Here is a 25,023-nt window from a genome sequence, read left to right on the forward strand (position 1 = left end):
GCATCCGCGCCTGCGAGGAAATCCGCATGTCATCCAAACCCACCGTTGCGGCGCGAGCCGGCGCGTTCGTCCAGGTCCTGCGCCGTGTGCTGCGGCTCGCGGCCCCCTACTTCAGCTCGGAAGAAAAATGGCGGGCCCGCCTCATGTTCGCGGGCATCGTCGCGCTGAACCTGGCGTATGTGTATGCGCTGGTGCTCTTCAACCAGTGGTACGGGCGCTTCTATGACGGGCTGCAGAACAAGGACGCGGTGGTCTTCTGGCGCGAGATCCGCGTGTTCGCCTGGCTGGCCTTCTTCAACATCGCGATCCAGGTGGCCAAGTTCTATGTGACGCAACTGCTGCAACTGCGCTGGCGTTCCTGGATGACCCGCCACTACCTGGGCCGCTGGATGGCCGATCGGACCTTCTATCACCTGGAGCTGGCGCGCTACGCGCACGCCGACGGCGCCACGCCCGACAACCCCGACCAGCGCATCCAGGAGGACATGCAGATGTTCACCAACGCCACGATGACGCTGTCGATGGAAATCCTGAACGCGGTGGTCACGCTGCTGAGCTTCATCGGCATCCTGTGGGGCCTGTCGGGCACCTTCGATCTGTCGCTGGGCGGCAGCACCTACCAAGTCGCCGGCTCGATGGTGTGGCTGGCGCTGGTCTACTGCGTGGTCGGCACGGTCATCACGCACTACATCGGCCGGCCGCTGATCGGCCTGAACTTCCGCCAGCAGCGCTTCGAGGCCGACTTCCGCCACCACCTGGTGCGCGTGCGCGAGTACAGCGAAGCCATCGCGCTGGACCGCGGCGAGACCGTGGAGCGCGGCCAGCTCGACACGCGCTTCAGCACGGTGCTGCGCAACTACCTGCAGCTGATCAAGCAGCAGAAGAACCTTGTCACCTTCACCGCGATGTTCGGGCAGGCGTCGGTGATCTTTCCGTTCCTCGTGTCGGCGCCGCGCTTCTTCAGCGGCGCCATCCAGCTGGGCGCGCTGATCCAGATCTCGTCGGCCTTCGACAAGGTGCAGGAGTCGCTGAGCTGGTTCGTCGCCAACTACGACCGCGTGGCCGTCTGGCGCGCCACCACCGACCGCCTGATCAGCTTCGACGACGCGATGCGCGCCCATGCCGAGCGCACGCGCGAAGACGCGCTGCGGCGCGAGGACAACGCCGCCGCGCTCCGCACCACAGACCTCACGGTCGCGCTGCCCGACGGCACGCCCTTGCTGGCCGGCGCCGCGCTGGCGGTGCATCCCGGCGACAGCGTGCTGCTGCAAGGCCCTTCGGGCAGCGGCAAGTCGACGCTGTTTCGCACCTTCGCGGGCATCTGGCCGTTCGCGAGCGGCAAGGTGCAGGCACCGACCGATGCGGTCTTCATGCCGCAGCGCCCCTACCTGCCCGACGGCAAGCTGCGCGAGGCGCTCGCCTACCCGCACCCGGCCGCGGGCTTCAGCGACGAACAGCTGCGCCAGGCCCTGACCGATGCGCTCCTGCCCGACCTGGTGGGCCGGCTCGACGACAGCGATGCCTGGAGCCAGAAGCTCTCGGGCGGCGAACAGCAGCGGCTGGCCATCGCACGCGTGCTGCTGAAGAAGCCGGCTTGGCTGTTCGCCGACGAGGTCACCAGCGCGCTCGACGCCAAGGCCGAAGGCGTGCTCTACCAGCGGCTCGCCGACACGGTCCGTGCGGGCGGCGGCGCGATGGTGTCGATTGCACATCGCCCATCCGTGGGCGATTTCCACGGCCAGCGGTGGACGCTGGTGCCGCAGGAAGAAAGCGCGAGGGAAGGCGCGAGCGGTGGCGCCCGCTACCGGATCGATGCCGGTGCGGCTCAGCCCGCAGCGGCCTGACCTGAATAACGCGCCCAGCCCTTCTTGCGCAGGTCGCAGGCCGGGCATTCGCCGCAGCCGTAGCCCCAGGCCTGGCGGTGTTCGCGGTCGCCGAGGTAGCAGGTGTGGGTTTCTTCCACGATCAGGTCGACCAGGGGCTGACCGCCCAGCCGGTGCGCCAGTGCCCAGGTCTCGGCCTTGTCGATCCACATGAGCGGCGTCTCGATCACGAGGCGGCGCTCCAGGCCGAGCGATAGCGCCAGTTGCATGGCCTTCATGGTGTCGTCGCGGCAGTCGGGATAGCCCGAGAAGTCGGTCTCGCACACGCCGGTGACGATCACCTGCAGCCCGCGCCGGTAGGCCAGCGCGCCCGCGAGCGTGAGGAACAGCAGGTTGCGCCCCGGCACGAAGGTGTTGGGCAGGCCGTCGGCCTGCATGGCGAAGGCGACTTCCTCGGTGAGCGAAGAGCCGCCAAGCTGCGCCAGCGCGGCCAGCGTGAGCACGTGGTCTTCGCCCAGGCGCGGCGCCCACTCGGGAAAGCGCTCACGCATCTTCGCGAGCACGGTGCCGCGCACGTCGAGTTCGACGCGGTGGCGCTGGCCGTAGTCGAAACCCAGGGTTTCGACACGCTGGTACTTGGACAGGGCCTCGGCCAGGCAGGTGGCCGAGTCCTGGCCGCCGGAAAACAGAACGAGGGCGGTGGTGTGCAGGGGCATGTCCGTCAACGGCGGGGCCGCCGGAGTCCAAATGGGCGATTTTCGCAGCCGATCGGCCCGGCGTCGCAGCGATGCCACGCATGACCGTCAGGTGCCTTTTCGCATGAGGCGCACTTGAGAGCGGACGGCCGGCGCAGGAACGTGACACGCCGAAGACAACCGATCCAGAAACACGGACTGAACTTTCGCGTACGGCCCGCATCGTCACGGCCAAGTCACCTGACATCCCTAGATTGCACTCCCTGAGTCGATGCGCAGCACGCGCGTCGAACGTCAAGACCTTCGAGGGAGTCCGTTGCATGAATCACCGCTTGATCGCCCCGGCGCTGCTGGGCGCTTCACTGATGCTGTCCGCCTGCGGCGGCAGCAACAACGGCAGCCAGACGCTGCCGATCATTCCACCCCTCACCACGCCGCCGGCCGCGCAGGCACAGAAGAACATCCTCTTCTTCCTGGGTGACGGCATGGGCATCACCACGCTGACCGCCGCGCGCATCTACAAGGTCGGCGAGGACGGCGACCTCACGATCGACACGCTGCCCGAGACGGCCTTCGTCCACACCTACTCGAACGACGCGCAGGTGACCGACAGCGCCCCCTCGATGTCGGCCTACATGACCGGCGTGAAGATGAACAACGAGGTCATCTCGATGAGCCCGGACACCAAGGCCACCGACGCCGCGGGCAAGGCCTACCACCTCAACTTCGACAGCACCTGCCCCTCGGGCAACGGCCAGGCCGTGGAAACGCTGCTGGAGCAGAGCAAGGCCAAGGGCTACGCCACCGGCGTGGTGACCACCACGCGCATCACGCACGCCACGCCCGCCGCCACGTACTCGCACGTGTGCCACCGCGACGCCGAGAACACCATCGCCGCGGCGCTGGTGCCGGGCGGCGCTGGCTACAACGCCAAGCTGGGAGACGGCATCGACGTGTTCTTCGGCGGCGGCACGGACTACTTCAACACCAAGGAAGACGGCGGCAAGCGCACCGACAAGCGCAACCTGATCGCCGAGCTGAAGACCGCCAAGTACAGCTACGCTGCCAACAAGAGCGAGTTCGACAAGCTGCCCACCGACGGCAGCACCAAGATCGCCGGCCTCTTCACCAAGAGCCACATGGCCTACGACCTGGACCGCAAGCCGACCGAGGAGCCGAGCCTGGCCGAAATGACCGGCAAGGCCATCGACGCACTGGCTGCGCGCAAGAAGGGCTTCTTCCTGATGGTGGAAGGCGGTCGCATCGACCATGCGCTGCACGCCACCAACGCGCGCCGCGCGTTGCAGGACACCGGAGCCTTCGACGATGCCATCAAGCTGGCGCTGGAGAAGATGAAGGCCATCGACCCGGGCCTGAAGAACACGCTGGTGGTGGTCACCGCCGACCATGACCACACGCTGCAACTCAACGGCTATGCCGCGCGCACCGGCAAGACCGAGGCCGGCAAGCCGGGCGTGCTCGGCCTGGTGAAGGACTACGTCGACACCAGCAAGACCAGCAAGGACGTGAACGGCAAGCCGTACACCATCATCGGATTCGGCAACGGTCCGAAACGCAGCGCGCGCACCGCGCTAGACGCAGCGATCAACGAGTCGGACCTGGAACTGCCCGGCTACCAGCAGGAAGCCGTGGTGCCGATGGACCCGGCCAGCGACTCCGAAACCCACGGCGGTGCCGACGTGTTCCTCGGCGCGCAAGGCCTGGGCGCCGACAACTTCTCGGGCGTGATCACCAACACCGACGTGTTCGGACTGATCAAGAAGGCGGTCGGCCTGTGAGGGGCGGCAACCACGCACGGACGAACACAACCATGCACACGACCATGAACCGCACCATTCGCACCATTCGTGCCTCCCGCCTGGCCGCAGCGCTCGTCTGCGCCGCCGCCGGCACCCTCGCCACGGGCGCAAACGCCGCCGGCGAAGCCAAGAACGTCATCTTCTTCCTCGGCGACGGCATGGGCCCCGTCACCGTCACCGCCGCGCGCATCTACAAGGGCGAGAAGCAACTGGCCGCCAAGCCCGGCTCGCTGGTGAGCCCCGAGCGCGCGAATCTCACCATGCAGTCGCTGCCGTATGCGGCGCGCGTGAAGACCTTCTCGCTCGACGGCCAGACCACCGACAGCGCCCCGTCGATGGCCGCCTACATGACCGGCGTGAAGATGCGCAACGAGGTGATCTCGATGTCCAGCGACACCGTCGCCGTCGACAGCACCGGCACGCAGTACATCAACGGCGAGAACACCACCTGCCCGCCGACCAACGGCAAGGCCGCCGAGACGCTGCTCGAACTCGCCAAGGCCAAGGGCCGCGCGGTGGGTGCCGTGTCGACCACGCGCGTCGGCCACGCCACGCCGGCCACCACCTACGCGCACATCTGCAACCGCAACGGCTACAACACCATCGCCGAGCAGAGCGTGCCGGGCCATGCCAACTACAACCCGAAGCTGCTCGACGGTGTCGACGTGCTCATGGGCGGCGGCCAGCGCAACTACCTGCCGACCACGGTCCTGGCGGGCAGCAAGCGCACCGACGGCGTCAACCTCGTGGCCGCGATGCAGGCCAAGGGCTACACCTATGTCGACACCGGCACCAAGCTGCGCGCCCTCGATGCTGGCGCCACGGGCAAGCTGCTGGGCCTGTTCACGCCGAGCGAGATGGCCTACGAGCTGGACCGCGTGAAACAGAACCTCGACCAGCCCAGCCTGTCGGAGATGACCGAGAAGGCCCTGGGCGTGCTCAGCAAGAACGACAAGGGCTTCTTCCTGATGGTGGAGGGCGGGCGCATCGACCACGCGCTGCACGGCACCAACGCCAAGCGCGCGCTGGAAGACACGCTGGCCTTCGACACGGCCATCCAGACCGCGCTCGACTACATGAACAAGAAGGACCCGGGCCTGAAGAACACGCTGGTGGTGGTCACGGCCGACCACGACCACGCGATCGCCTTCAACGGCTATCCGAAGATCGGCAACCCGATCCTGGGCAAGGTCAACGGCTACGCCGACGGCAAACCGTCGAAGGCGGCGGACGGCAAGCCCTACACCACGCTGGTGTTCGGCAACGGCGGCCGGCCCAACGCAACGGCCTCCAGCCAGGTCAACCCGGAAGACGGCAACAAGCCGTGGATCGCGCCGGCACGCAGCGACGTGCGCGACGACCAGACCACCATGGACACCACCGACGACAACTTCCTGCAGGAAGTCGGCATCAACCTGGGCTCGCCGGGTTCGGAAACCCACGGCGGCGGCGACGTGATGCTGTTCGCGGGCGGCGCGGGCGCGAAGATCTTCAAGGGCACCGTGGAGAACATCAAGGTGTTCAACAAGGTCAAGGAAGCGGCTGGACTGTGAGCACTGCCATGACGCTCAAGACGTTGCTGACGGTTGCGGCTCTTGCTGCCCTGCCGCTGGCGGCCAGCGCGGCAGGCGATACCGCCGCGCCCGACCAGAACCTGCGCATCACGCACCACGTGATGTCGATCGGCAAGGACGGCGTGCAGCGCGAAAGCCGCTACGCCGACCGCATGTTCCGCCGCGCGGGCACGGTGTGGATCGAGCGCGAGCTGCCGGCCGCGCTGCGTGCCGACCATGACCACGAAGCCGGCGAAGGCAAGGTGCACATCGGCCACGCGCACGCCGACAACACGGCCGCGCCGCTGTGGCTGCGCCGCGATGCGGCCGGCAAGGTGCAGGTGAACATGGTGCTGCGCCAGCAGCGCAAGGTGATCGAGGTGGACGTGGCCAACTACGGCAACGTCGGCTACAGCGGCTCGTGGGCCAACGCCTACTGGCTCATCGATCCCGCCAGCCTGCCGCGCATGAAGGCGCTCGGCGCGGCGCGCGGCGGCGTGCAGCGCTACGAGCTGCCGCAAGGCGAACGCACGCTGCGCGTCGACTGGGACGTGGCGGGCCGCTATGCCCGCAAGATCGAGCAGCGCGATGCGCACGGCACCTCGCTCAACGTGATGACGGCCTCGGCCATCGCCGCGCCGAAGGCGCTGCCGTGGCAGCAGGTCGAGAGCTACGCGCGAGGCGACTACTCAGACCTGCTCGACTGACCGGATTCCGTCAGAGGAAGCGCTCGAGCAGCTTGCGCGAAGCGCGGTCGAGCGCCTTCGCATCGGGGATGCGGAACTGCACGCCATGCGCGCTCGCGATGAGCAGTGCGCCGCCTTCGAGCCGGCGGATGTCTTCCTCGGCCTTGAGCACGAAGCTGGTGTCGCCGCGGTCGGTGCTCACGGTCCAGGTGCTGGGCACGCCGAAGCTGGACACGCCGTGCAGCTTCAGCAGCGTCGGCGCAAAGTCGCGCACCGCGAGTTCTTCGGTCAGCAGTGCCTGCACGGGCGCGGGCAGCTGGTCGACGCGGTCGACCCACACGAGTTCGCGGCCTTCGCTGCCGACGAGCGACACGCCCTCGTTGGGCGCGCTCAGCGGAAAGGCGCGCACGGGCGTGACGCCGACATGGTGTTCGCCCTCGGCATCGGTCAGCACGAGGCGACCGAAGGTGTCGCGCGACAGCTGGAAGTCGGGGCTGGTGGTGCTCGTCGTCATCATGCGTCTCCCGCCGGATGGGCCGCATGGCTCACGGCCAGCGGCGCCTGCGCGCTGGCGCGCTCGTCGGCCGCGCCCTCGCTCACATCGTCTTCGTCGCCCTGGCGCAGCTGCGCCTGGTACAGGCGCCAGTAGGCGCCCTGTTTGGCCATGAGCGCGTCGTGCGGGCCGACCTCGACCACCTCGCCGCGGTCCATGACCACGAGCCGGTCGGCCTTGCGCAGCGTCGACAGGCGGTGCGCGATGGCGATGGTGGTGCGGCCCTGCACGAGGTTGTCGAGCGCCTTCTGGATTTCCTTCTCGGTCTCGGTGTCCACGGCCGAGGTGGCCTCGTCGAGGATCAGGATGCGCGGGTCGATCAGCAGCGCCCGCGCGATGCTGATGCGCTGGCGCTCGCCGCCCGACAGGCCCTGTCCACGCTCGCCGACCAGCGAGTCGTAGCCGTGCGGCAGGCGCAGGATGAAGTCGTGCGCGTGGGCCGCGCGGGCCGCGGCCACCACCTCTTCGCGCGTGGCGTCGGGCTTGCCGTAGGCGATGTTCTGCGCGATGGTGCCGAAGAACAGGAAGGGCTCCTGCAGCACCAGCCCCACGTGGCGGCGGTAGTCGGCCACGGCGAAGCGGCGGATGTCGGTGCCGTCGACCTTGATGGCGCCGTCGGTCACGTCGTAGAAGCGGCAGATCAGGTTGACCAGCGTGCTCTTGCCCGAGCCGCTGTGGCCCACGAGGCCGATCATCTCGCCGGGCTCGATGCGCAGGTCGAGGTCGTGGATCACCGCGCGCGAGCCGTAGCGAAAGCCCAGCCCGCTCATCTCGATGCGGCCCTGCACGCGCTCCACCTTCACGGGGTTGGCGGGCTCGGGCACGTTGCTCACGTGGTCCAGGATGTCGAAGATGCGCTTGGCGCCGGCCGCGGCCTTCTGCGTGACCGAGACGATGCGGCTCATCGAATCGAGCCGCGTGTAGAAGCGGCCGATGTAGGCGATGAAGGCGGTGAGCACGCCCACCGTGATGCTGCCGCGCGCCACCTGCCAGATGCCGAAGGCCCAGACCACGAGCAGGCCGATTTCGGTGAGCAGCGACACGGTCGGCGTGAACAGCGACCAGGTGCGGTTGAGCTTGTCGTTGACCTGCAGGTTGTAGGCGTTGGCAACGCGGAAGCGCTCGGCCTCGCGGCGCTCCTGCGCGAAAGCCTTGACCACGCGGATGCCGGGGATGGTGTCGGCCAGCACGTTGGTCACTTCGGACCAGACGCGGTCGATCTTCTCGAAGCCCGTGCGCAGGCGGTCGCGCACGACGTGGATCATCCAGGCGATGAAGGGCAGCGGCACCAGCGTGACCACGGCCAGCAGCGGATTGATGGAGATGAGGATGGCCGCCGTCATGACGATCATCAGCACGTCGTTGGCGAAATCGAGCGCGTGCAGCGACAGGAAGACGTTGATGCGGTCGGTTTCCGAGCCGATGCGCGCCATCAGGTCGCCGGTGCGCTTGCCGCCGAAGTAGTCCAGCGGCAGGGTCAGCAGGTGCTCGTAGGTGGTGGTACGCAGGTCGGCGCCGATGCGCTCCGACACCAGCGCCAGCAGGTAGGTGCGCGCCCACCCGAGCCCCCAGCCGACCAGCGCCGCGAGCAGCAGCCCGCCCAGGTACAGGCCGACCCGGCCGGAGTCGATCTTCTGCCCGTTCTGGAACGGGATCAGGATGTCGTCCATCAGCGGGATGGTCAGGTACGGCGGCACCAGCGTGGCGGCCGTGGAGATCAGGGTCAGGAAAAACCCGAGGATCAGCTGCTTGCGGTACGGCCCGGCGAAGCGGCCCAGGCGCAGGAGCACCCAGGTCGAAGGCGGGGTCTGGAGCTCGGTGTCAGTGCCGTCGGCATCGAGAAGTTCGGGCACTTCTTCTGTCGCCTTCGCGACAAAGGGGGCGGCACGCTGGCCGAAAAGCTTGAGCAGCTTCAGCGCCGCCGGCTGCCCGGCCAGGGTGTAGCGCCAGCGGGCGAGCTGTCCGGCGGGCCCGATGAGGTCGAGGGTTCCGACGCCTGCATGGTCGGAAAGACGCATTTCCAAGGCATGATCGGTGAGTGGCCACTCACGCCACTCGCCGCCCGGCTCCAGGGCCACGAGCCGCCGGTCGGTCAGGGCGACGAGGCCCGTGGCGAAACGAAGTTGGTCGTCGAGGTCAACCGCAAGTGTTACCAAAACGTTTTCAGCGCCTGCGAGTCGGCTTTTCAGCACGCCTGAGACCGCCTCCGTTTCGCCCACCTGGGCGCCGACTGGATCGTGATGTTGCATTGTGTTTATTTGACTCTTGCCCGTCGCGGGCCGCAGGGACCGCGTCATGGCGTCCTTGGTCGGGCGCCGATTCTGACCGATCGCCATGGGTGCGCTTGAAGGCGCCGTGGTGCTCGGCCAAAGCACATCGAACGTTTGCATGACCCGTTTCGACGACATCCAATTGCTGCGCATCAACTATTTGCGCGGTCCCAACCTCTGGACCTACCGTCCGGTGCTCGAAGTCTGGCTCGACCTGGGCAAGCTCGAGGACTTCCCCTCCAACAAGATCGACGGCTTCACCGACCGGCTGACCACCCTGCTGCCGGCGCTCATCGAGCACCACTGCGGCGTGGGCGAGCGCGGCGGCTTCATCCAGCGCCTCACCGAAGGCACCTGGTCGGGCCACGTGCTGGAGCACGTCGTGATCGAGCTCTTGAACCTGGCCGGCATGCCGACCGGCTTCGGCCAGACGCGCAGCACCTCGGAGCACGGCGTGTACCGCATGGTGTTCCGCGCCCGTGACGAGCAGGTCGCCCGCGTGGCGCTGGCCGAGGGCCACCGCCTGCTGATGGCGGCCATCAACAACGACCCGTTCACCGCCGCCGACGTGCAGACCGCGGTCGACGCGGTCAAGGCCAAGGTCGAAGACTGCTACCTCGGCCCCAGCACCGCGGCCATCGTGACCGCCGCCACCGACCGCGGCATTCCGCACATGCGCCTGAACAGCGGCAACCTGGTGCAGCTGGGCTACGGCGCCAACCAGCAGCGCATCTGGACCGCCGAGACCGACTACACCAGCGCCATCGGCGAATCGATCGCCAGCGACAAGGAACTGACCAAGTCCCTGCTCGCCAGCTGCGGCGTGCCCGTGCCGCACGGCCAGGTGGTCGAGTCGCCCGAAGAAGCCTGGGAAGCCGCCGAGGACATCGGCCTGCCCGTGGTCGTGAAACCGTCGGACGCCAACCACGGCCGCGGCGTGTCGCTCGAACTCACCACGCGCGAGGAAATCATGGCCGCCTTCGCGGTCGCCGAGCCCGAGGGCAGCGACGTGATGGTCGAGCGCTTCATCCGCGGCCACGAACACCGCCTGCTGGTGGTGGGCGGCGAGGTGGTGGCGGCCGCGCGCGGCGAGATCATCACCGTGACCGGCGACGGCACGAGCAGCGTGGCCGACCTGATCGACAAGCAGCTCAACAGCGACCCGCGCCGCGGCGCCGAGGAAGAATTCCCGCTCGACACGATCGTGCTGGCCACCGACGCCAAGCTGCAGCTCGAACTCAAGCGCCAGGACCTGGACGGCGCCTCGGTGCCCGCCGCCGGCCGCGTGGTCACGATCCAGCGCAACGGCAACATGGCCTACGACTGCACCGACCAGGTGCATCCCGAGGTGGCGCATGCCGCCGTGCTGGCCGCCCGCGTGGTCGGCCTGGACATCGCGGGCATCGACATGGTCGCGCAGGACATCTCCAAGCCGCTGGGCCCGCAGGGCGGCGCGATCGTCGAAGTCAACGCCGGCCCCGGCCTGCTGATGCACCTGAAGCCGGCCATCGGTTCGCCGCGCCCCGTGGGCCGCGCGATCTGCGACCACCTGTTCCCGAACGACGCACCCGGCCGCATCCCCGTGGTGGGCGTAGCCGGCTCGCGCGACACCGCCGTGCTGGCGCGCCTCGTGGCCTGGCTCATCAACCTGGGCGGACGCCACACCGGCCTGGCCTGCCGCGACGGCCTGTTCCTGGAGCGCCGCCGCGTCGACGCACGCGACAGCGCCAACTGGGACGCCGGCCACCGCCTGCTCGTGAACCGCGCGGTCGAAGCCGTGGTGATCGAGAACGGCGCCGAAACCATCCTGCGCGACGGCCTGGCCTACGACCGCTGCGAAGTCGGCATCGTGACCGACCTCGAAGGCTGCGAAGCCCTGGCCGACTACGACATCACCGAGAGCGACCAGATGGTCAAGGTGCTGCGCACCCAGGTCGACGTGGTGCTGGGCGAAGGCACGGCCGTGCTGAACGCCGGCGAACCGCGCATCGCCGCCCTCGCGCCGCTGTGCGACGGCGACGTCATCCTCTACGGTGCCGACCCGCAGGCCGCCGCGTTCGCCGCGCACCAGGCCGCCGGCGGCAAGGCCGTGCTGGTGCGCCAGGACCGCGTGGTGCTGGCCAATGGCACGAGCGAATCGTTCCTGCCCGGCCTCGGCCGACTGACCATCTGGCGCGCGACCCACGTGGGCGTGAGCCTCGAAAGCCTGCTGGCCGCCGTGGCCGCTGCCTGGGCCATGGGCATTCCGCTCAACCTGATCGGTGCCGGCGTCGAAGCCTTCGAAGCCGACCTGCAGGCGGCCCTGGCCTCGCTGCAGCTGTCGCAGGCCTCGCCGCTTTCGCCCCAGCAGCAACAACTCCAACTGGCCTGACCCGATGCGCCGCCCCGCCACCCGCGGGGCCGGCCCTCACGCCACGCCGCAAGAACATCGCAACCGCGCACCCCGTGCCGTAGCCCCATGAAAGTCAACCGCATCCGCGCCCTGCGCGGCCCCAATCTCTGGAGCCGCCACACCACCATCGAGGCCGTCGTGGCCTGCGAAGGCGACGAGAACGCCGTCGGCAAGCTCGACGGTTTCGAAGCCCGCCTGCGCGCCCGCTTCCCGACCATCGGCGAGCTGCACCCGATGGTGCTCGGCCAGCCGCTGGCGCTGGCCCACGTGCTCGAGAACGCCGCCGTGGCGCTGCAGGCGCAGGCCGGCTGCGCCGTCAACTTCGGCAACACCGCACCGACGACGGAAGAAGGCATCTACCAGGTCACCGTGCAGTACACCGAGGAAGACGTGGGCCGCCGCGCGCTGGCCCTGGCCGAGGAACTGATCCAGGCCGCGCTGGCCGACACCCCCTTCGACGCCGACGCCGCCATCACCGAACTGCGCGACCTCGACGAATCCGAGCGCCTGGGCCCGAGCACCGGCTCCATCGTCGACGCCGCCGTGGCGCGCGGCATTCCGTACCGCCGCCTCACCAGCGGCAGCCTGGTGCAGTTCGGCTGGGGCTCCAAGCAGCGCCGCATCCAGGCCGCCGAGATCGACAGCACCAGCGGCGTGGCCGAATCGATCGCGCAGGACAAGGAACTCACCAAGCAGCTGCTGAACGCCGCCGGCGTTCCGGTGCCGCTGGGCCGCCCCGTCACCAGTGCCGACGACGGCTGGGCTGCTGCCGAAGAAATCGGCCTGCCGGTCGTGGTCAAGCCGCAGGACGGCAACCAGGGCAAGGGCGTGACGGTGAACATCACCACGCGCGAACAACTGGTCTCGGCCTACGACTCGGCCGCCGTGTACGGCGAGGTGATGGTCGAGAAATTTTTGCCCGGTTTCGACTTCCGCCTGCTGGTGGTGGGCGACCGCCTCGTGGCCGCCGCGCGGCGCGATCCGCCGCAGGTGATCGGCGACGGCAGCTCCACGGTGCGCCAACTGGTCGATACCGTGAACCTCGACCCGCGCCGCGGCGAGGGCCACGCCACCTCGCTCACCAAGATCCGCCTGGACGACATCGCCATCGGCCGCCTCGAGTCGCAGGGCCTCACGCCCGAGAGCGTGCCCGAGCTCGGCCAGCGCGTGGTGCTGCGCAACAACGCCAACCTCTCGACCGGCGGCACCGCCACCGACGTGACGGACACCGTGCACCCCGAAGTGGCCGCGCGCGCCGTCGATGCGGCGCAGATGGTCGGCCTGCACATCTGCGGCGTCGACATGGTCTGCGAGAACGTGCTGCGCCCGCTCGAGGAACAGCACGGCGGCGTGGTCGAGGTGAACGCCGCACCCGGCCTGCGCATGCACATCTCGCCCTCATTCGGCCGCGGCCGCGCGGTCGGCGAGGCGGTGATGGACACGCTGTTCGCCCCCGGCGACGACGGCCGCATTCCCGTGGTGGCCGTCACCGGCACCAACGGCAAGACCACCACCGCGCGCCTGATCAACCACATCATTGCCTCCAGCGGCCTGCGCACCGGCATGACGAACACCGACGGCGTGTACGTCAACGGCCGCCAGACCGACAGCGGCGACTGCAGCGGCCCCAAGAGCGCGCGCAACGTGCTGATGCACCCCGACGTCGACGCGGCCGTGTTCGAAGTGGCCCGTGGCGGCGTGCTGCGCGAGGGCCTGGGCTTCGACCGCTGCGAGGTGGCCGTGGTCACCAACATCGGCAGCGGCGACCACCTGGGCCTGAACTACATCACCACGGTGGAAGACCTGGCGGTGCTCAAGCGCGTGATCGTGCGCAACGTGGCCCCCGATGGCTACGCGGTGCTCAACGCGGCCGACGTGAACGTCGCCGCCATGGCCACCGGCTGCCCCGGCAACGTCATCTTCTTCACCGCCGACCGCATGCACCCGGTGATGGCCACGCACCGCGCGCAGGGCAAGCGCACCGTGTACGTCGACCAGGACACGCTGGTGGCCGCCGAAGGCTCATGGCGCGAGCGCATCGCGCTGCGCGACGTGCCGATCACGCGCGGCGGCTCCATCGGTTTCCAGGTCGACAACGTGATGGCCTCGGTGGCCGCCGCGTGGGCCGTGGGCCTGGACTGGGACACCATCCGCAGCGGCCTCTCGAGCTTCATGAACGACGCGGCCGGCGTGCCCGGGCGCTTCAACGTCATGGACTACCGCGGCGCCACCGTGATCGCCGACTACGGCCACAACACCGACGCCATGAAGGCGCTGGTGTCGGCGGTGGACACCATGCCCGCCAAGAAGCGCTCGGTGGTCATCAGCGGCGCGGGCGACCGGCGAGATTCCGACATCCGCGACCAGACCGCCATCCTCGGCCAGGCCTTCGACGACGTGATCCTGTACCAGGACGCGGCGCAGCGCGGCCGTGCCGACGGCGAGGTCATGGCGCTGCTGCGCCAGGGCCTGCAGGGCGCATCGCGCACGCGCCAGATCGACGAGATCCGCGGCGAGTTCGTCGCCATCGACACCGCGCTCGCGCGGCTGCAACCGGGCGACCTGTCGCTCATCCTCGTCGACCAGGTCGAAGAGGCGCTGGCGCACCTCGCGCAGCGCATCGCGCAGGGCTGATCTCCCGGCATCGCAGCGCGGGAAGCAGGCCTTCCCCGCGCTGACGGACGTGTCCCACACGCAGGGGCGCGTCCGGCCCGCTCCACGGCGTGCGGCTTGTCCCACAGCCCGACGCCACCGGCCAGCCCACACTGGGACACCGGTCGCGCCCTGCGTTCTTTTGTCTTCTGTTTTCGTTCGCACGGCGCACCTCTTCAGCCAGGAGCCCCGATGACGACTCATTTCCTCCGTTCCACGCTGTCGACGGCTGCCCTCGTGGCGGTCGGCGGCTTCTTCATGGCCGGCGCGCCGATGGCTTCGGCGCAGGCCCCCGGCAGCGATGCCCGCATGCAGAAGGAACGCGCCACCTGCGACGGCGTGCAGCAAGACCGCGCGGCCTGCCTGCGCGAAGCCGGTGCCGCGCGCCAGGAAGCGGGCCGTCAAGGCCTGACCACGCCCAGCGCGGCGCGCGAAGACGCCAACGCACTCGCACGCTGCCGCGAGCAACCCGCTGCCGACCGCGCCGATTGCGAAGCGCGCATCCGAGGCGGTGCGACCACTTCCACCGAAGGCAGCGTGATGGGCGGCGGCGTGATCCGCGAAACCGTCACCCCGCTGCCGCCGCAGCCCGTGCAGCCTGCGCGCTGACCGAACCCGAACCCGGTCGTACGCGAGCGGTTCAACGATTCCGTTTTTTCTTCCGATACGCCAAGGAGCACACCATGCCAAACAATGCGCGTTCGATGATCTTCGCCCTGCTCGCGCTCAGCGGGCTGGCCACCACCACCATCGCCATAGCCGCACGTGGCGACGGCGGCAGCACCTACCAGCAGGAGCTGGCGGTCTGCGGCCACAACCAGCAGGACCGCGCCGCCTGCATCCGCGAAGCCGGCGCCGCGCGCCAGGCTGCGGCACGCGGCGGCCTCACCTCCGCGCCCGACTACCGCGCCAACGCCGTGGCGCGTTGCGGCCTGCAGCCGCCCGCCGAGCGCGCCGACTGCGAAGCCCGCGTGCTGGGCAGCGCAGGCAACATCCGCAGCAATGTCGACGGCAGCGTGATGGGCGGCGGCGTGATCCGCGAGTCGGTCTCGACCCGCGTGGTGAACGTGCCGGCCTCTTCGTTGCCTCCGCCGATGGTGGCCCCGATGCCGGCGCCGATGCCCGCGGAACCGATGCCGATGCCCATGCCGCGCCCCCGTCCGGTGCCTGTGCAATGAGTTGAGGCGCCACGCCCCGGAAACGCGTTGGTGGCCTTGATGGCCTCGGTGATAACACCGACGGGCGTTTCCGTGGCGATGCCCTCTTTTGTCATCAAATCGTCACAAAATACAGGCATGTGCTAGCTATAGTTCCCGGTCCCTGCCAACCAAGGAACACTTTCCCATGAATGCCATCAAGGTCGCTCGCCGATTCATTGAAACGGACCCGGCCAACGAATCGGCCAAGATCCTTGCCCAACTCGTCCTGGCGCTCGAAGCCGAACGCAGCTTCGAGCTGATCACGCTCTACAGCCTCGACTACAAGAGCTTCCAGCTCGCGATGGACATCCTGAAGGAGTGGCGCCTTGACCGCTACTACGCCAGCAAGTCCAAGCTGTTCGACCTGTCGCTGCAAGTCACCGAGCTCGAATCGGGCAACGCCGCTTCCTGAGCCTGTCCTGTCTCCTGGCGGCCCGGTACCCGGGCCCGCTTCTTTCGCTTCCCCATCGCCATATCCAACGACCGAGCCGCCGCCGTGCGGGCCATCGGTCGGACGTCGCTGCCCGGCTGCGCCATGGAAGGCCTGCATGAGGGACCGCGCGGACCGAACGAGGTCCACGATACGATCCCTCGCGTCAAGGCGACATCCAGGAAAGAACAAGTGACCCAAGAGACAAACGCCCCCGCCCCGCTCGCAACCCCTCGCGTGCTCGGCACCCCCGAATGCATCTGGCCCGCCGCCGCCGACCTCGGCGAAGGCACGCTGTGGTCGGCGCGCGAACAGGCCCTGTACTGGATCGACATCCTCCAGCCGCGCCTCTTCCGCTACGACCCTGCCACCGGTGCGCAACGCACCTGGCACTTCGACGAAGAGATCACCGCCATCGCCGAGCGCGCCTCGGCGACCGGCCTGTTCCTCACACTGCGCCGCGGCTTCGCGCTGTTCGACACCACCGCGCCCGGCGACACCACGAAGCCGCGCTACCTGCACCAGCCCGAACCCGAGCGCACCGGCAACCGCTTCAACGACGGCAAGTGCGACAGCCGCGGTCGCTTCTGGGCCGGCAGCATGGACTTCGACTGCAAGGCGCCCACCGGCGCGCTCTACCGCTTCGATGCCGACGGCCGCTGCACGAGGCACGACGACGGCTTCGAGGTGACCAACGGACCGACATGGTCTGGCGACGGCCGCACCATGTACTTCAACAACACGGCCATCAACAAGCTGTACGCCTACGACTTCGACATGGACGCCGGCGCGGTGTCGAACCGGCGCGAGTGGCACCGCTTCCCCAAGGGCGACGGCCTGCCCGACGGCATGACCACCGACGCAGCCGGCCGCTTGTGGATCGCGCATTGGGACGGCGCGTGCGTCACCTGCCACGACCCGGTGAACGCCGCCGAGCTGGCCCGCATTGCGCTGCCCGTGAGCAACGTGACCGACTGCGCCTTCGGCGGCCCGGACCTGCGCACGCTCTACATCTCGACGGCGCGCAACAGCCGCACCGAAGAACAACTCCAGAGCGAACCACTGGCCGGCGGGCTCTTCTCGGTGCGCATCGACAGTCCGGGCATTCCCGCCGCGTTGTTCGCAGGCTGAGACGGCACTCGAGCACCCGCTTCAGTCAGCGCCGAAGCGATGCTCGGTCGTGCTGGCGAACACCTCGCCCGGTCGCAGCACGGTCGACGGAAACTCCGGCTGGTTCGGCGCATCGGGAAAGTGCTGCGTCTCCAGGCACAGGCCGTCGCCTCGCGCCAGCGGCACACCGGCGCTGCCGCGCAGGCTGCCGTCGAGAAAGTTGCCTGAATAGAACTGCACGCCGGGCTCGCTCGTGTGCACTTCCATCACGCGACCCGACGCTTCGTGAGTGAGGCGCGCGGCGAGCGCCAGACCCGCACCGGTGCTGCGATCGATCACCCAGTTGTGGTCGTAGCCTTGGGCGCGCACCAGCTGTTCGTGGCTGTCGCGGATGCGCTCGCCGATGCGCGTCGGTGTGCGGAAATCGAAGGGCGTGCCGGTCACCTCGGCCAACCCGAGCGGAATGAGCGTGTCGTCCACCGGGCAGTAGCGGCTCGCGGGAAGCGTCAGCACATGGTCCATCACCGAGCCGCTGCCCGCGAGGTTGAAGTAGTCGTGGTGGCTCAGGTTGAGCACCGTGGGGCGGTCGGTGGTGGCGCGGTAGTCGATGCGCCAGGTGTTGGCCGTGGCGCTCAGCGTGTAGCGCACCGCGAGTCGCACCTCGCCGGGATAGCCCTCTTCGCCGTCGGCGCTGGTGTAGCGCAGTTCGAGGGCGAACTCGCCCGGCACCGGCACGATCTCCCAGTAGCGCTTGCCGAACCCCGTAGCGCCGCCGTGCAGCGAATTCACGCCGTCGTTCAGGCCCAGCTGGTGTGCCACGCCGTCGAGCGTGAAGCGGCCCGCCGCGATGCGGTTGGCGTAGCGGCCGACGATGGTGCCGAAGTGCGGATGCGGCTTCAGGTAGTCGGCCAGCGACGGCAGGCCGAGCACCACATTCACGCTGCGCCCCTGCCGGTCGGGCACGTGCAGCGCGGTGACGATGCCACCGAGGTTGATCGCGCTCAGGCGCAGGCCGAGGCCGTTGTCGAGCGTGTATTCGGTGACGGCGCGGCCGTCGGGCATGCGGCCACAGGAGCGCGAGGTGATGGGTTCGGTCACCGGGCTTGCGCCTGCAGCGCCTCGCGCGCGCACTGCGATGCGGTGCGCAGGCCGATGCGGTCCGTGAGGTCGTGGAAGGTCGGCGGCTCGGCGGCATGCGTCATCACCTCGACGCGGTGGCCCGCCTTGCGCACCGCATCGGCAAAACGTTGCTGCAGCGCGAATGGCGTGTTGCGGTCGTCGGGGTTGCCGATGAGCACGATGCGCCGCTGCGGGTCGCGCGCAATGCCGGTCACATGGTCCAGCGGGTCGTAGACCTGCGAACTGCCGGTGGTGTCGGTGCGCCCGTCTTTCGAGCGGCCGAGCAGCCGCGCACGCTCCAGCAGATCGAACGCGCCCGAGGTGAGCACCGCGCAGGCCACGCGCGTGCGCCCGAGCGTGAGCAGCGCGGCACCGGCCGTGGCACCGCCGCTGTGGCCGAGGAGCACCACGCGCTGCAGCCGGTGGCGCTGCATCAGCGCCTCCAGCGCCGCGTCGAGCGCATGAAACTCCACCGCCTCGCGCCGCCGGCGGTGATCTCCCGACGAGCCGTAGGTGCCGGGCCGCGCCATGAAGATCCACGGCACGCCCGCGCGGTCGCTGGCGGCCTGCGCGTCGAGCGTGCGCAGCGGCTCGGTGTTGCCCGGAATGCGCGTGGGCGACTGGTTCATCACGCTGTCGCGGTCGCCCGAGAACTGCACGATGGCGATGCGCGCATCGTCGATGTCGCGGCTCGCAAAGTAGCGGATGCACGACGGCCCCTCGACCGCCTGCACCCACAGGAAGCCGGGCCGGTCGGGGCAGTTGGCGCGCACCGCGGGCTGGTTCCAGTGCAGCAGCGCGCCGTCGGCCGAGGCCGACGCCGCCGGCTCTCGGACGGGTGGCGCCTTCGGTGCATCGGCGCGCTGCGCACAGGCCGTCTGCACGAACGCGATCACACCGGTGAGCAGCAGGCAGGCCAGGCGCGCGCGCGGACTCATAGCTTCTGCAGCAGCTCGGAGATGAGACCGAAGTCCGACTGCTGGCGATCGCCCTTCACCAGCACCAGGTCGCCGTCGCGCAGGAAATCGCCGAGGTAGCCGGTGAGCTGCGTTGCGTCCTCGAAGTGCGGGCCGAGCAGTTCGGCCGGAACCTCCTCGCGCAGCCAGCGCATCTCGGCGCCGTGCGTCACGAGGTGCTGGATGCCCGAGGCCAGCAGCGGCGCGGCGAGGCTGCGGTGCATGGCCTCGGCTTCCTTGTCGAGGTTGATGATGCGGCCGAGCACGCCGATCTTGCGCGTCACCGGCCCGTGCGTGGCGCGCTGGTAGGTGCGCACGAACTCCATCGCGTTGCGCATCGACATGACCTCGGCGTTCCAGCTGTCGTCGATCAGCGTGACCTGCACGCCGCCCTGTGTGCGCAGCGCGCTCACCTGCATCACCGAAGACGGCAGGCGCACGGAGGGCATGCGCGCGCACGCGGCCTCGGCGTCGAAGCCCATGGCCAGCAGCGCGGCGAAGGCCAGCGTCGAGTTGCGCACGAGCCCTGCACTGGCGATCGGGAACAGGTACTCCACCGTGCGCCCCGGCAGCGCGATGCGCACGCGGCAGCCGCCGTCGGCCTCAGGCCGGGTGTCGACGACGCGGATGTTGGCGTCGGGTCCGCTGCCCACCACCCAGATCGCACCCGCCGTGCGCGCGGCGGCCCGCACCACCTGCATCAGGCAGGGAATGTGGTCGGGCACGATGGCCACGCCGCCGGGCTCCAGCCCCAGGAAGATGCGGGCCTTGAACTCGGCGGTCTGTTCCAGCGTGGCGGTCTGGCGGGTCTGCGACAGGCCGATCTCGGTGAGGATGGCCACGTGCGGGCGCGCCAGCAGCGAGATCGGGCCCCGGTCCATCCACAGCGCGCTCTGCGCCATCTCGAGCACGCACACGTCGGCATCGGCCGCGAGGTTGGCGAGCATCGCCGGCACGCCCACGCGCGAGTTGTAGTTGTCGATGGTGGTGTGCACGCGCGCCGCCTCGGGCAGCAGGTCGCGCACCATGGCGATGGTGGACGACTTGCCGACCGTGCCGGTCACGCCCACCACGCGCCCCTGGAAGCGCGCGCGCGCGGCCACGCCCAGGTGGATCATGGCGCGGATCGGGTCGTCCACCTGCAGCAGCGGAAAGGAAGGAGCCAGCCCTTCCACCGGCTGCGCGACCACGGCGCCCGCGAGCGCGTGCTGCAGCACGGGCACATCGTGGTGGCGGTCGGGGTTGTCGGCGCGCGGCTTGCTGTAGTTCTCGTGCCTGGCGAGCGTGCGGTAGTCCGACGCGATGAACAGCGCCGGTTTCGGCAGCAGCGCCATGTGCGCGGGTCCGCGCACCACCGCGTTCACGAACCAGCCCGCCGGCGGCGGCACCAGCCACTGCCCGCCGGTGACGCGCTGCAGTTCGTCGGCGGTCCACACGGGCGACGGTTGTGCCGGCGCACCGGGGCGCAGCGCCGCGAGCACGGGCACGGGGCGCTCGGGCAACGGCGTCGGAAACTTCGGCACGCGCAGGCCGCACCACACGGGCAGCCGGCGTGCCCCCGGCAGGTCGGGCAGCTCGCCGCGCAGGCGCACTTCGATCTGCAGCACATCGTTCTCGAGCAGGCCCAGGCGCGGCGCGCGCAGGCCGTAGCGGTCGCGGTAGATGCGCCCCGGCGTCCAGCGGCTGGTGGGCCACATCCAGTCGCAGGGGTCGTGGTCCATGGCTTCGCCCCACGGCGGCATGGTGGTGCTGCGCATCGCCAGTGCGCGGAACTGCACGCGCAGGTCGGCGCTCACCGGTGCATCGACGGTCCAGAACGACTCGACCCACAGCAGCCGGCGCCCGACGATCTGCGTCGGCGCGCAACGGATGCCCACCAGGCGCAGCGGGCCGATCTGCAGCGGGCGCATCTGCGCGTCCTCGGGCACGGCATCGACCGACCACTCGGGCCGCGGCGCGAGCACCGGGCCGACCAGCGCGGGCGGGCGCGAGGCCGACAGCGCAGCCATCGGCGGTCGGCCGGCCGGCGCGGTGCGCGCGGGTGGCGACAGCTGCAGTGCGCAGCGTCCATCGTCTCGCGCCGTCATCTCGGTGCCGAGCGCGCGGCACAGTTCGGCGAAGCGCGCGCTCGCGGCTTGCGCCTCCTCGCCCTCGCGCTGCTGCGAAAAGCCGAAGCCCGCGCCCACCGGCGTGAACACCACCTCTTCGACGCCGTGCGACCCCAGGCGCAGCGAGAACACGCCCGAGTCCCCGAGGTCGCCGCGGATCGCGTCGAACAGCAGGTCGCCCGCGTCGTGCAGGATCGGCCGGCCCTGATAGACCTCGATGCCCTGCAGCACGTGGGCCGAGGTGCCGAGCACCGCATCGGCGCCGGCCTCGACGATGGCATGGCCGGCGGCGATCTCGGCGCGCGAGGGTGCGGTCTCCAGGTTCTCGCCCCAGTGCACGGCGACGAGCACCACATCGGCCTCCTGACGCGCGGCGGCGATGCGCGGCGTGAGCGTGGCGCGCCACGCATCGGGGTCGTCCAGCGACAACCAGGCCGCGCCGGGGCGCTGCGCGGTGGCGGCGAAGCGCGGCTGCGTGGCGTCGAGCGAGAACAGCGCCACGCGCAGCCCGCCGGCCTGGCGGAAGGCGGGGCGCAGCGCCGAATCCAGATCGGGCCCGGTGCCGGCGAAGGCGATGGCGGCGGCGTTCAGCAGCCCGTGCTGCTCCAGCAGTGCTTCAGGACCGTAGTCGCCGCTGTGGTTGTTGGCGGTGGCGACCATGTCGATGCCGGCCTCGGTCAGCACCGACAGCATCTCGGGCCGCGCGCGGTAGTAGTAAGGGCCGCCCTCGTCCTTCTCGACGCCCTGCTCGCCCGTGGTGGCGACCACGCATTCGAGGTTCACGATGCGCAGGTCGGCTTCGCGCAGCGCGGGGATGTCGCCGAGCATGCGGGCTGGGCCACCCAGCTCATGCATGCGGTAGTGCTGGCGGCGGCCCAGGTTCACGTCGCCGCCCCAGAGCACAACGCCCTCGGCGCCGCGCTGCGCGGTGGGCTCGGTCACCTCTTGCGAAAGCTGCGCACTCTGTTGCTGCGCCTCGCGCGCTTCGAGCAGCCGGTGGTACGCCACATAGCCCGACAGGTAGTGCTCCACGTCGTCGATGCGCACGCGGAAGCTGTGGTGCTTGATGAAGAACGAGCCCGCGATGCGGTTCGGATTGCGGAAGAACATCGCCAGTTCGGGCCAGAAGTGGCCGTTGGCGAGGTAGCGCGCGCGATGCTCCAGCGCGCGGTCGAACTTGTGACGATCGAGCCCCGCCAGCAGCGGGCGCAGCGCCGGGTCGGCTTCGAGCCGCAGCACCATTTCGCGCGCGGCCATCATCAGTTCGAGCAGCGTGGGGAAGGTGGTGATGCGTTCCAGCACGAAGTCCAGGTGGCCCGCCATGTTCTGCAGGCCGAATTGGTAGTAGCGCGTTTCGGGCCTGAAGCGCGTGAGCTCGTTGACGCAGTAGCTCAGCCAGTGGTCATGCGCGCGCCAATGGCCCGCCGCGATGAAGTGCTCGAAGGCCTTCTCGACCACCGCCAGCCAGCGCGCGTCGCGCGTGAGGCCGTACAGCCGCATCAGCCCGAAGGCCGCCTCGCCGTCGTAGTAGATGATGCGGTAGGGCTCCTTCACGTCGAGCCCCGGGTGGTTGAGCACGTGCACGAAGCGGCCGGTCTGCGCGTCCTGCATGGAACGGATGCCGAGCGCGAGCTGCTCCATCAGCGGCTGGTACTGCGCATCGCCGGTGAGCTCGGTGTACTTCACCAGCGCCAGCAGGCACACGGCGTTGCCGCCGAGCTTGATCTCGTTGCCGATGTCGACCAGGAACGCGGCCTGCGTGCCGTCGGCCAAGGTGGCGCGCCGGATCAGCCGCTGGCTCAGGAAGGTCAGCGCGCGGTCGATGGCGGCCTTCTGCGTGTCGCTGCGCGTGAGCTCCCAGCCTTCGAGCATCGCGTAGGTGGAGCTGGCGTGGCGCAGCGTGTTGTAGGTGGGAATCGCGCGGTCGAAGCACGGGAACCAGCCGTAGTGGAACTCGCCCGTGGGCTTGACCTGCTCGGCCAGGTAGTCGCTCGCGGAATCGACCAGCGCGCGCACCTGCGTCGCGTTCCAGTCGGTGAGCGTGCGAAAGCCCGCGGCCTGCCCTTCGGCCGTGAGCGGCCAGGCGCCCTCGGCATCGACATACACGGCGCGCGTGGTGAAGCACCACACGGGCGCGGCGTCGTCGGTGGGGAAATCGCGCTCGTCGCCGAAGCGGCGCTTGGTGTGGGTGCGCAGGTTGCCGCTGTTGGGATCGGCATGGTCCAGCGTGCCGTTGTAGAGCACGGCGCTGCCGTGCATCTCCTGCGCGAGCAGCGCGGTCTCGAAGCGCGCGTCGAACGCGATGCCTTCGTTGAAGTAGTTGCGCTTGGTCTGCGCCAGCCGCGCCTTCAGCTCGCCCCAGGTCATCGGCACGGCGCGCTCGACGATCTCCGCGCGCAGCCGCTGCGCGGGCCGCTCGGCGCGCTTGGCCTTCGCGGCCAGGGCCTCGGCGGCGGACTGCCAGGCAGCTTCGGTGTCGGGGCCGCGCCCCATGACGACGCGTGCGCGGCTTTCGCCCTCGCCCATCGCGAGGAACACCACGCAGCCGGCTTCGTCGGTGGCGGGGGTGGCCGGGGGCAGCGCCCCGTCCGGTGTGGCCAGGGCCTGCCTGGCGCGGTTCAACAAGTCGTCGAGAAGAACGGGATCGTGTTTCATGCGCCGCGAATGATGACAGGCCCCGGCACGGCCTGCCACTGCGGAAATCCGGAGCGCCTCCGGTTCAGGTCAGGCCCAGGCGTCGAACACCGCGCCGCGCACGGCCTCGACCGCCGCCGAACGCTGGCCGCCGGCCGGCGCGACCCAGCACAGCCAGGTGTGCGAGCGCCAGCCGTTCCAGATCGCGAGTTCGCCCTGGCGCTCACCCTGCTCGGCCTGGTCCAGCCGCATCAGGCCGGCGCCCATGCCGCTGGCGACCATGCTGCGGATGGCGCTCTCGCCGTCGGCGGTGATGCCCTGGCGGTAGTCGCGCCCGGCCGCGGCGAACAGTTTCTCCAGGTGTGCGCGCAGGATGCACGAAGGCGGCGTGCCGACCCAGGTCAGTTCGGTGAGCTGGTCGAGCGTGAGCTCGGGGTGCGCCTGCGCCACGGCCAGCGGCAGACCCACGGCCAGGTCGACCACGCCCAGGCGCCGCAGCTCGAAGCCTTCGAGCCGCTCGGCATCGCTGAGCACGTAGGCGCAGTCGAGTTCGCCACGCTGCACGGCCGCGAGCGTTTCGTACGACAGCCCCTGCTTCAGCTGCAGCGTGACCTGCGGATGCTGTTGCGCCAGCGTGACCAGCACGCTGCCCAGCCGCAGCGCCACGGGGTCGACCACCGTGCCGAAGCGCACCACGCCCTGCGCCGCGCCGCGCAGCTGGTCGGCGGCCGATTGCATGCGCATCGCCGAGGCCAGCGTGCGCTCGGCTTCCTCGAGCAGGCGCCGGCCGGCCGCGGTGGGCGACATGCCGCGCGGCGTGCGCTCGAACAGGCGCACGCCCAGTTCGTCTTCCAGCGCCTTGAGCTGCGCGCTGGCGGCCGGGGCGCTGGTGAACACGCGCTCGGCGGCGCGGGTCAGGTTGCCCTCCTTCGCGATGGCGACGAAGGTCTTCAGTTGATACAGCTCCATGACGGCGGATTGTGAGCGCGTGCGGCGCGGCGGTCCGTTCGCTTTTTCGGAAGC

17 protein-coding genes are annotated in these 25,023 nt (G+C 69.6%); 10 read left to right on the top strand and 7 right to left on the bottom strand.

From position 1 onward, the window contains the following. The first annotated feature begins 26 nt into the window (after positions 1 to 26). Complete coding sequence (locus D3H34_RS16335; RefSeq protein ID WP_119554773.1) at positions 27 to 1,844, top strand: ABC transporter ATP-binding protein/permease; 1,818 nt, start codon at positions 27 to 29, stop codon at positions 1,842 to 1,844. On the opposite strand, the gene queC is transcribed toward D3H34_RS16335, so the two are convergent. Continuing rightward, positions 1,826 to 2,539, bottom strand: coding sequence for a 7-cyano-7-deazaguanine synthase QueC (queC, locus tag D3H34_RS16340; protein ID WP_119554775.1), 714 nt, complete (start codon positions 2,537 to 2,539; stop codon positions 1,826 to 1,828). The genes D3H34_RS16335 and queC overlap by 19 nt on opposite strands. A gap of 299 nt (positions 2,540 to 2,838) precedes the next feature. Here queC and D3H34_RS16345 point away from each other — a divergent pair, with 299 nt between their 5' ends. From D3H34_RS16345 to D3H34_RS16355, 3 genes are read left to right on the top strand one after another with little or no spacing between them, the layout of a single operon-like run. Further along, on the top strand, positions 2,839 to 4,317 hold the full coding sequence (locus D3H34_RS16345) for an alkaline phosphatase (RefSeq protein ID WP_119554777.1): 1,479 nt from the start codon (positions 2,839 to 2,841) through the stop codon (positions 4,315 to 4,317). A gap of 44 nt (positions 4,318 to 4,361) precedes the next feature. Further along, positions 4,362 to 5,891 (top strand): alkaline phosphatase, encoded by a 1,530-nt coding sequence (locus D3H34_RS16350; RefSeq protein ID WP_286185801.1) that lies wholly within the window; start codon positions 4,362 to 4,364, stop codon positions 5,889 to 5,891. A gap of 8 nt (positions 5,892 to 5,899) precedes the next feature. Beyond that, complete coding sequence (locus D3H34_RS16355; protein WP_286185802.1) at positions 5,900 to 6,598, top strand: hypothetical protein; 699 nt, start codon at positions 5,900 to 5,902, stop codon at positions 6,596 to 6,598. Positions 6,599 to 6,608: 10 nt separating this feature from the next. Here D3H34_RS16355 and D3H34_RS16360 read toward each other — a convergent pair whose 3' ends face one another. After that, positions 6,609 to 7,091 carry a cyanophycin metabolism-associated DUF1854 family protein gene (locus D3H34_RS16360; protein WP_119554784.1) on the bottom strand — a complete coding sequence of 161 codons (483 nt, stop codon included), beginning with the start codon at positions 7,089 to 7,091 and terminating at the stop codon, positions 6,609 to 6,611. After that, positions 7,091 to 9,379 (bottom strand): cyanophycin metabolism-associated ABC transporter, encoded by a 2,289-nt coding sequence (locus D3H34_RS16365; protein ID WP_119554786.1) that lies wholly within the window; start codon positions 9,377 to 9,379, stop codon positions 7,091 to 7,093. Before D3H34_RS16365 ends, D3H34_RS16360 begins: the two co-directional genes overlap by 1 nt. Before the next feature lie 139 nt (positions 9,380 to 9,518). Between D3H34_RS16365 and D3H34_RS16370 the strand changes: the two genes are divergently transcribed. From D3H34_RS16370 to D3H34_RS16395, 6 genes are all read left to right on the top strand, one after another. Beyond that, positions 9,519 to 11,771, top strand: coding sequence for a cyanophycin synthetase (locus tag D3H34_RS16370; RefSeq protein ID WP_286185803.1), 2,253 nt, complete (start codon positions 9,519 to 9,521; stop codon positions 11,769 to 11,771). Positions 11,772 to 11,858: 87 nt separating this feature from the next. Further along, positions 11,859 to 14,426: a cyanophycin synthetase gene (cphA, locus tag D3H34_RS16375; RefSeq protein ID WP_119554790.1), complete on the top strand. Its 2,568-nt coding sequence runs from the start codon at positions 11,859 to 11,861 to the stop codon at positions 14,424 to 14,426. Positions 14,427 to 14,636: 210 nt separating this feature from the next. Beyond that, positions 14,637 to 15,053, top strand: coding sequence for a hypothetical protein (locus D3H34_RS16380; RefSeq protein WP_119554792.1), 417 nt, complete (start codon positions 14,637 to 14,639; stop codon positions 15,051 to 15,053). A gap of 74 nt (positions 15,054 to 15,127) precedes the next feature. Then, the gene (locus D3H34_RS16385; RefSeq protein ID WP_119554794.1) at positions 15,128 to 15,622 is read left to right on the top strand and encodes a hypothetical protein; all 495 of its coding nucleotides are present in this window, start codon (positions 15,128 to 15,130) and stop codon (positions 15,620 to 15,622) included. A gap of 166 nt (positions 15,623 to 15,788) precedes the next feature. Beyond that, positions 15,789 to 16,055: a hypothetical protein gene (locus tag D3H34_RS16390; protein WP_119554796.1), complete on the top strand. Its 267-nt coding sequence runs from the start codon at positions 15,789 to 15,791 to the stop codon at positions 16,053 to 16,055. Positions 16,056 to 16,265: 210 nt separating this feature from the next. After that, positions 16,266 to 17,204, top strand: coding sequence for an SMP-30/gluconolactonase/LRE family protein (locus D3H34_RS16395; protein WP_286185804.1), 939 nt, complete (start codon positions 16,266 to 16,268; stop codon positions 17,202 to 17,204). Positions 17,205 to 17,225: 21 nt separating this feature from the next. Here the strand turns inward: D3H34_RS16395 and D3H34_RS16400 are convergent, their stop codons facing one another. The 4 genes from D3H34_RS16400 to D3H34_RS16415 all read right to left on the bottom strand — a co-directional run bounded on the left by D3H34_RS16400 (position 17,226) and on the right by D3H34_RS16415 (position 24,969). Then, a complete protein-coding gene (locus D3H34_RS16400) occupies positions 17,226 to 18,245 on the bottom strand; it encodes an aldose epimerase family protein (RefSeq protein WP_434057695.1) in 1,020 nt (339 codons plus the stop codon). A 32-nt stretch (positions 18,246 to 18,277) separates the two neighbouring features. After that, positions 18,278 to 19,240: an alpha/beta hydrolase family protein gene (locus D3H34_RS16405; protein ID WP_119554800.1), complete on the bottom strand. Its 963-nt coding sequence runs from the start codon at positions 19,238 to 19,240 to the stop codon at positions 18,278 to 18,280. Then, positions 19,237 to 24,021 carry a CapA family protein gene (locus D3H34_RS16410; RefSeq protein WP_119554802.1) on the bottom strand — a complete coding sequence of 1,595 codons (4,785 nt, stop codon included), beginning with the start codon at positions 24,019 to 24,021 and terminating at the stop codon, positions 19,237 to 19,239. Before D3H34_RS16410 ends, D3H34_RS16405 begins: the two co-directional genes overlap by 4 nt. A gap of 69 nt (positions 24,022 to 24,090) precedes the next feature. Next, positions 24,091 to 24,969 carry a LysR family transcriptional regulator gene (locus D3H34_RS16415; RefSeq protein WP_119554804.1) on the bottom strand — a complete coding sequence of 293 codons (879 nt, stop codon included), beginning with the start codon at positions 24,967 to 24,969 and terminating at the stop codon, positions 24,091 to 24,093. Positions 24,970 to 25,023: the final 54 nt, after the last annotated feature.

The sequence above is a fragment of the Acidovorax cavernicola genome (genome assembly GCF_003581445.1).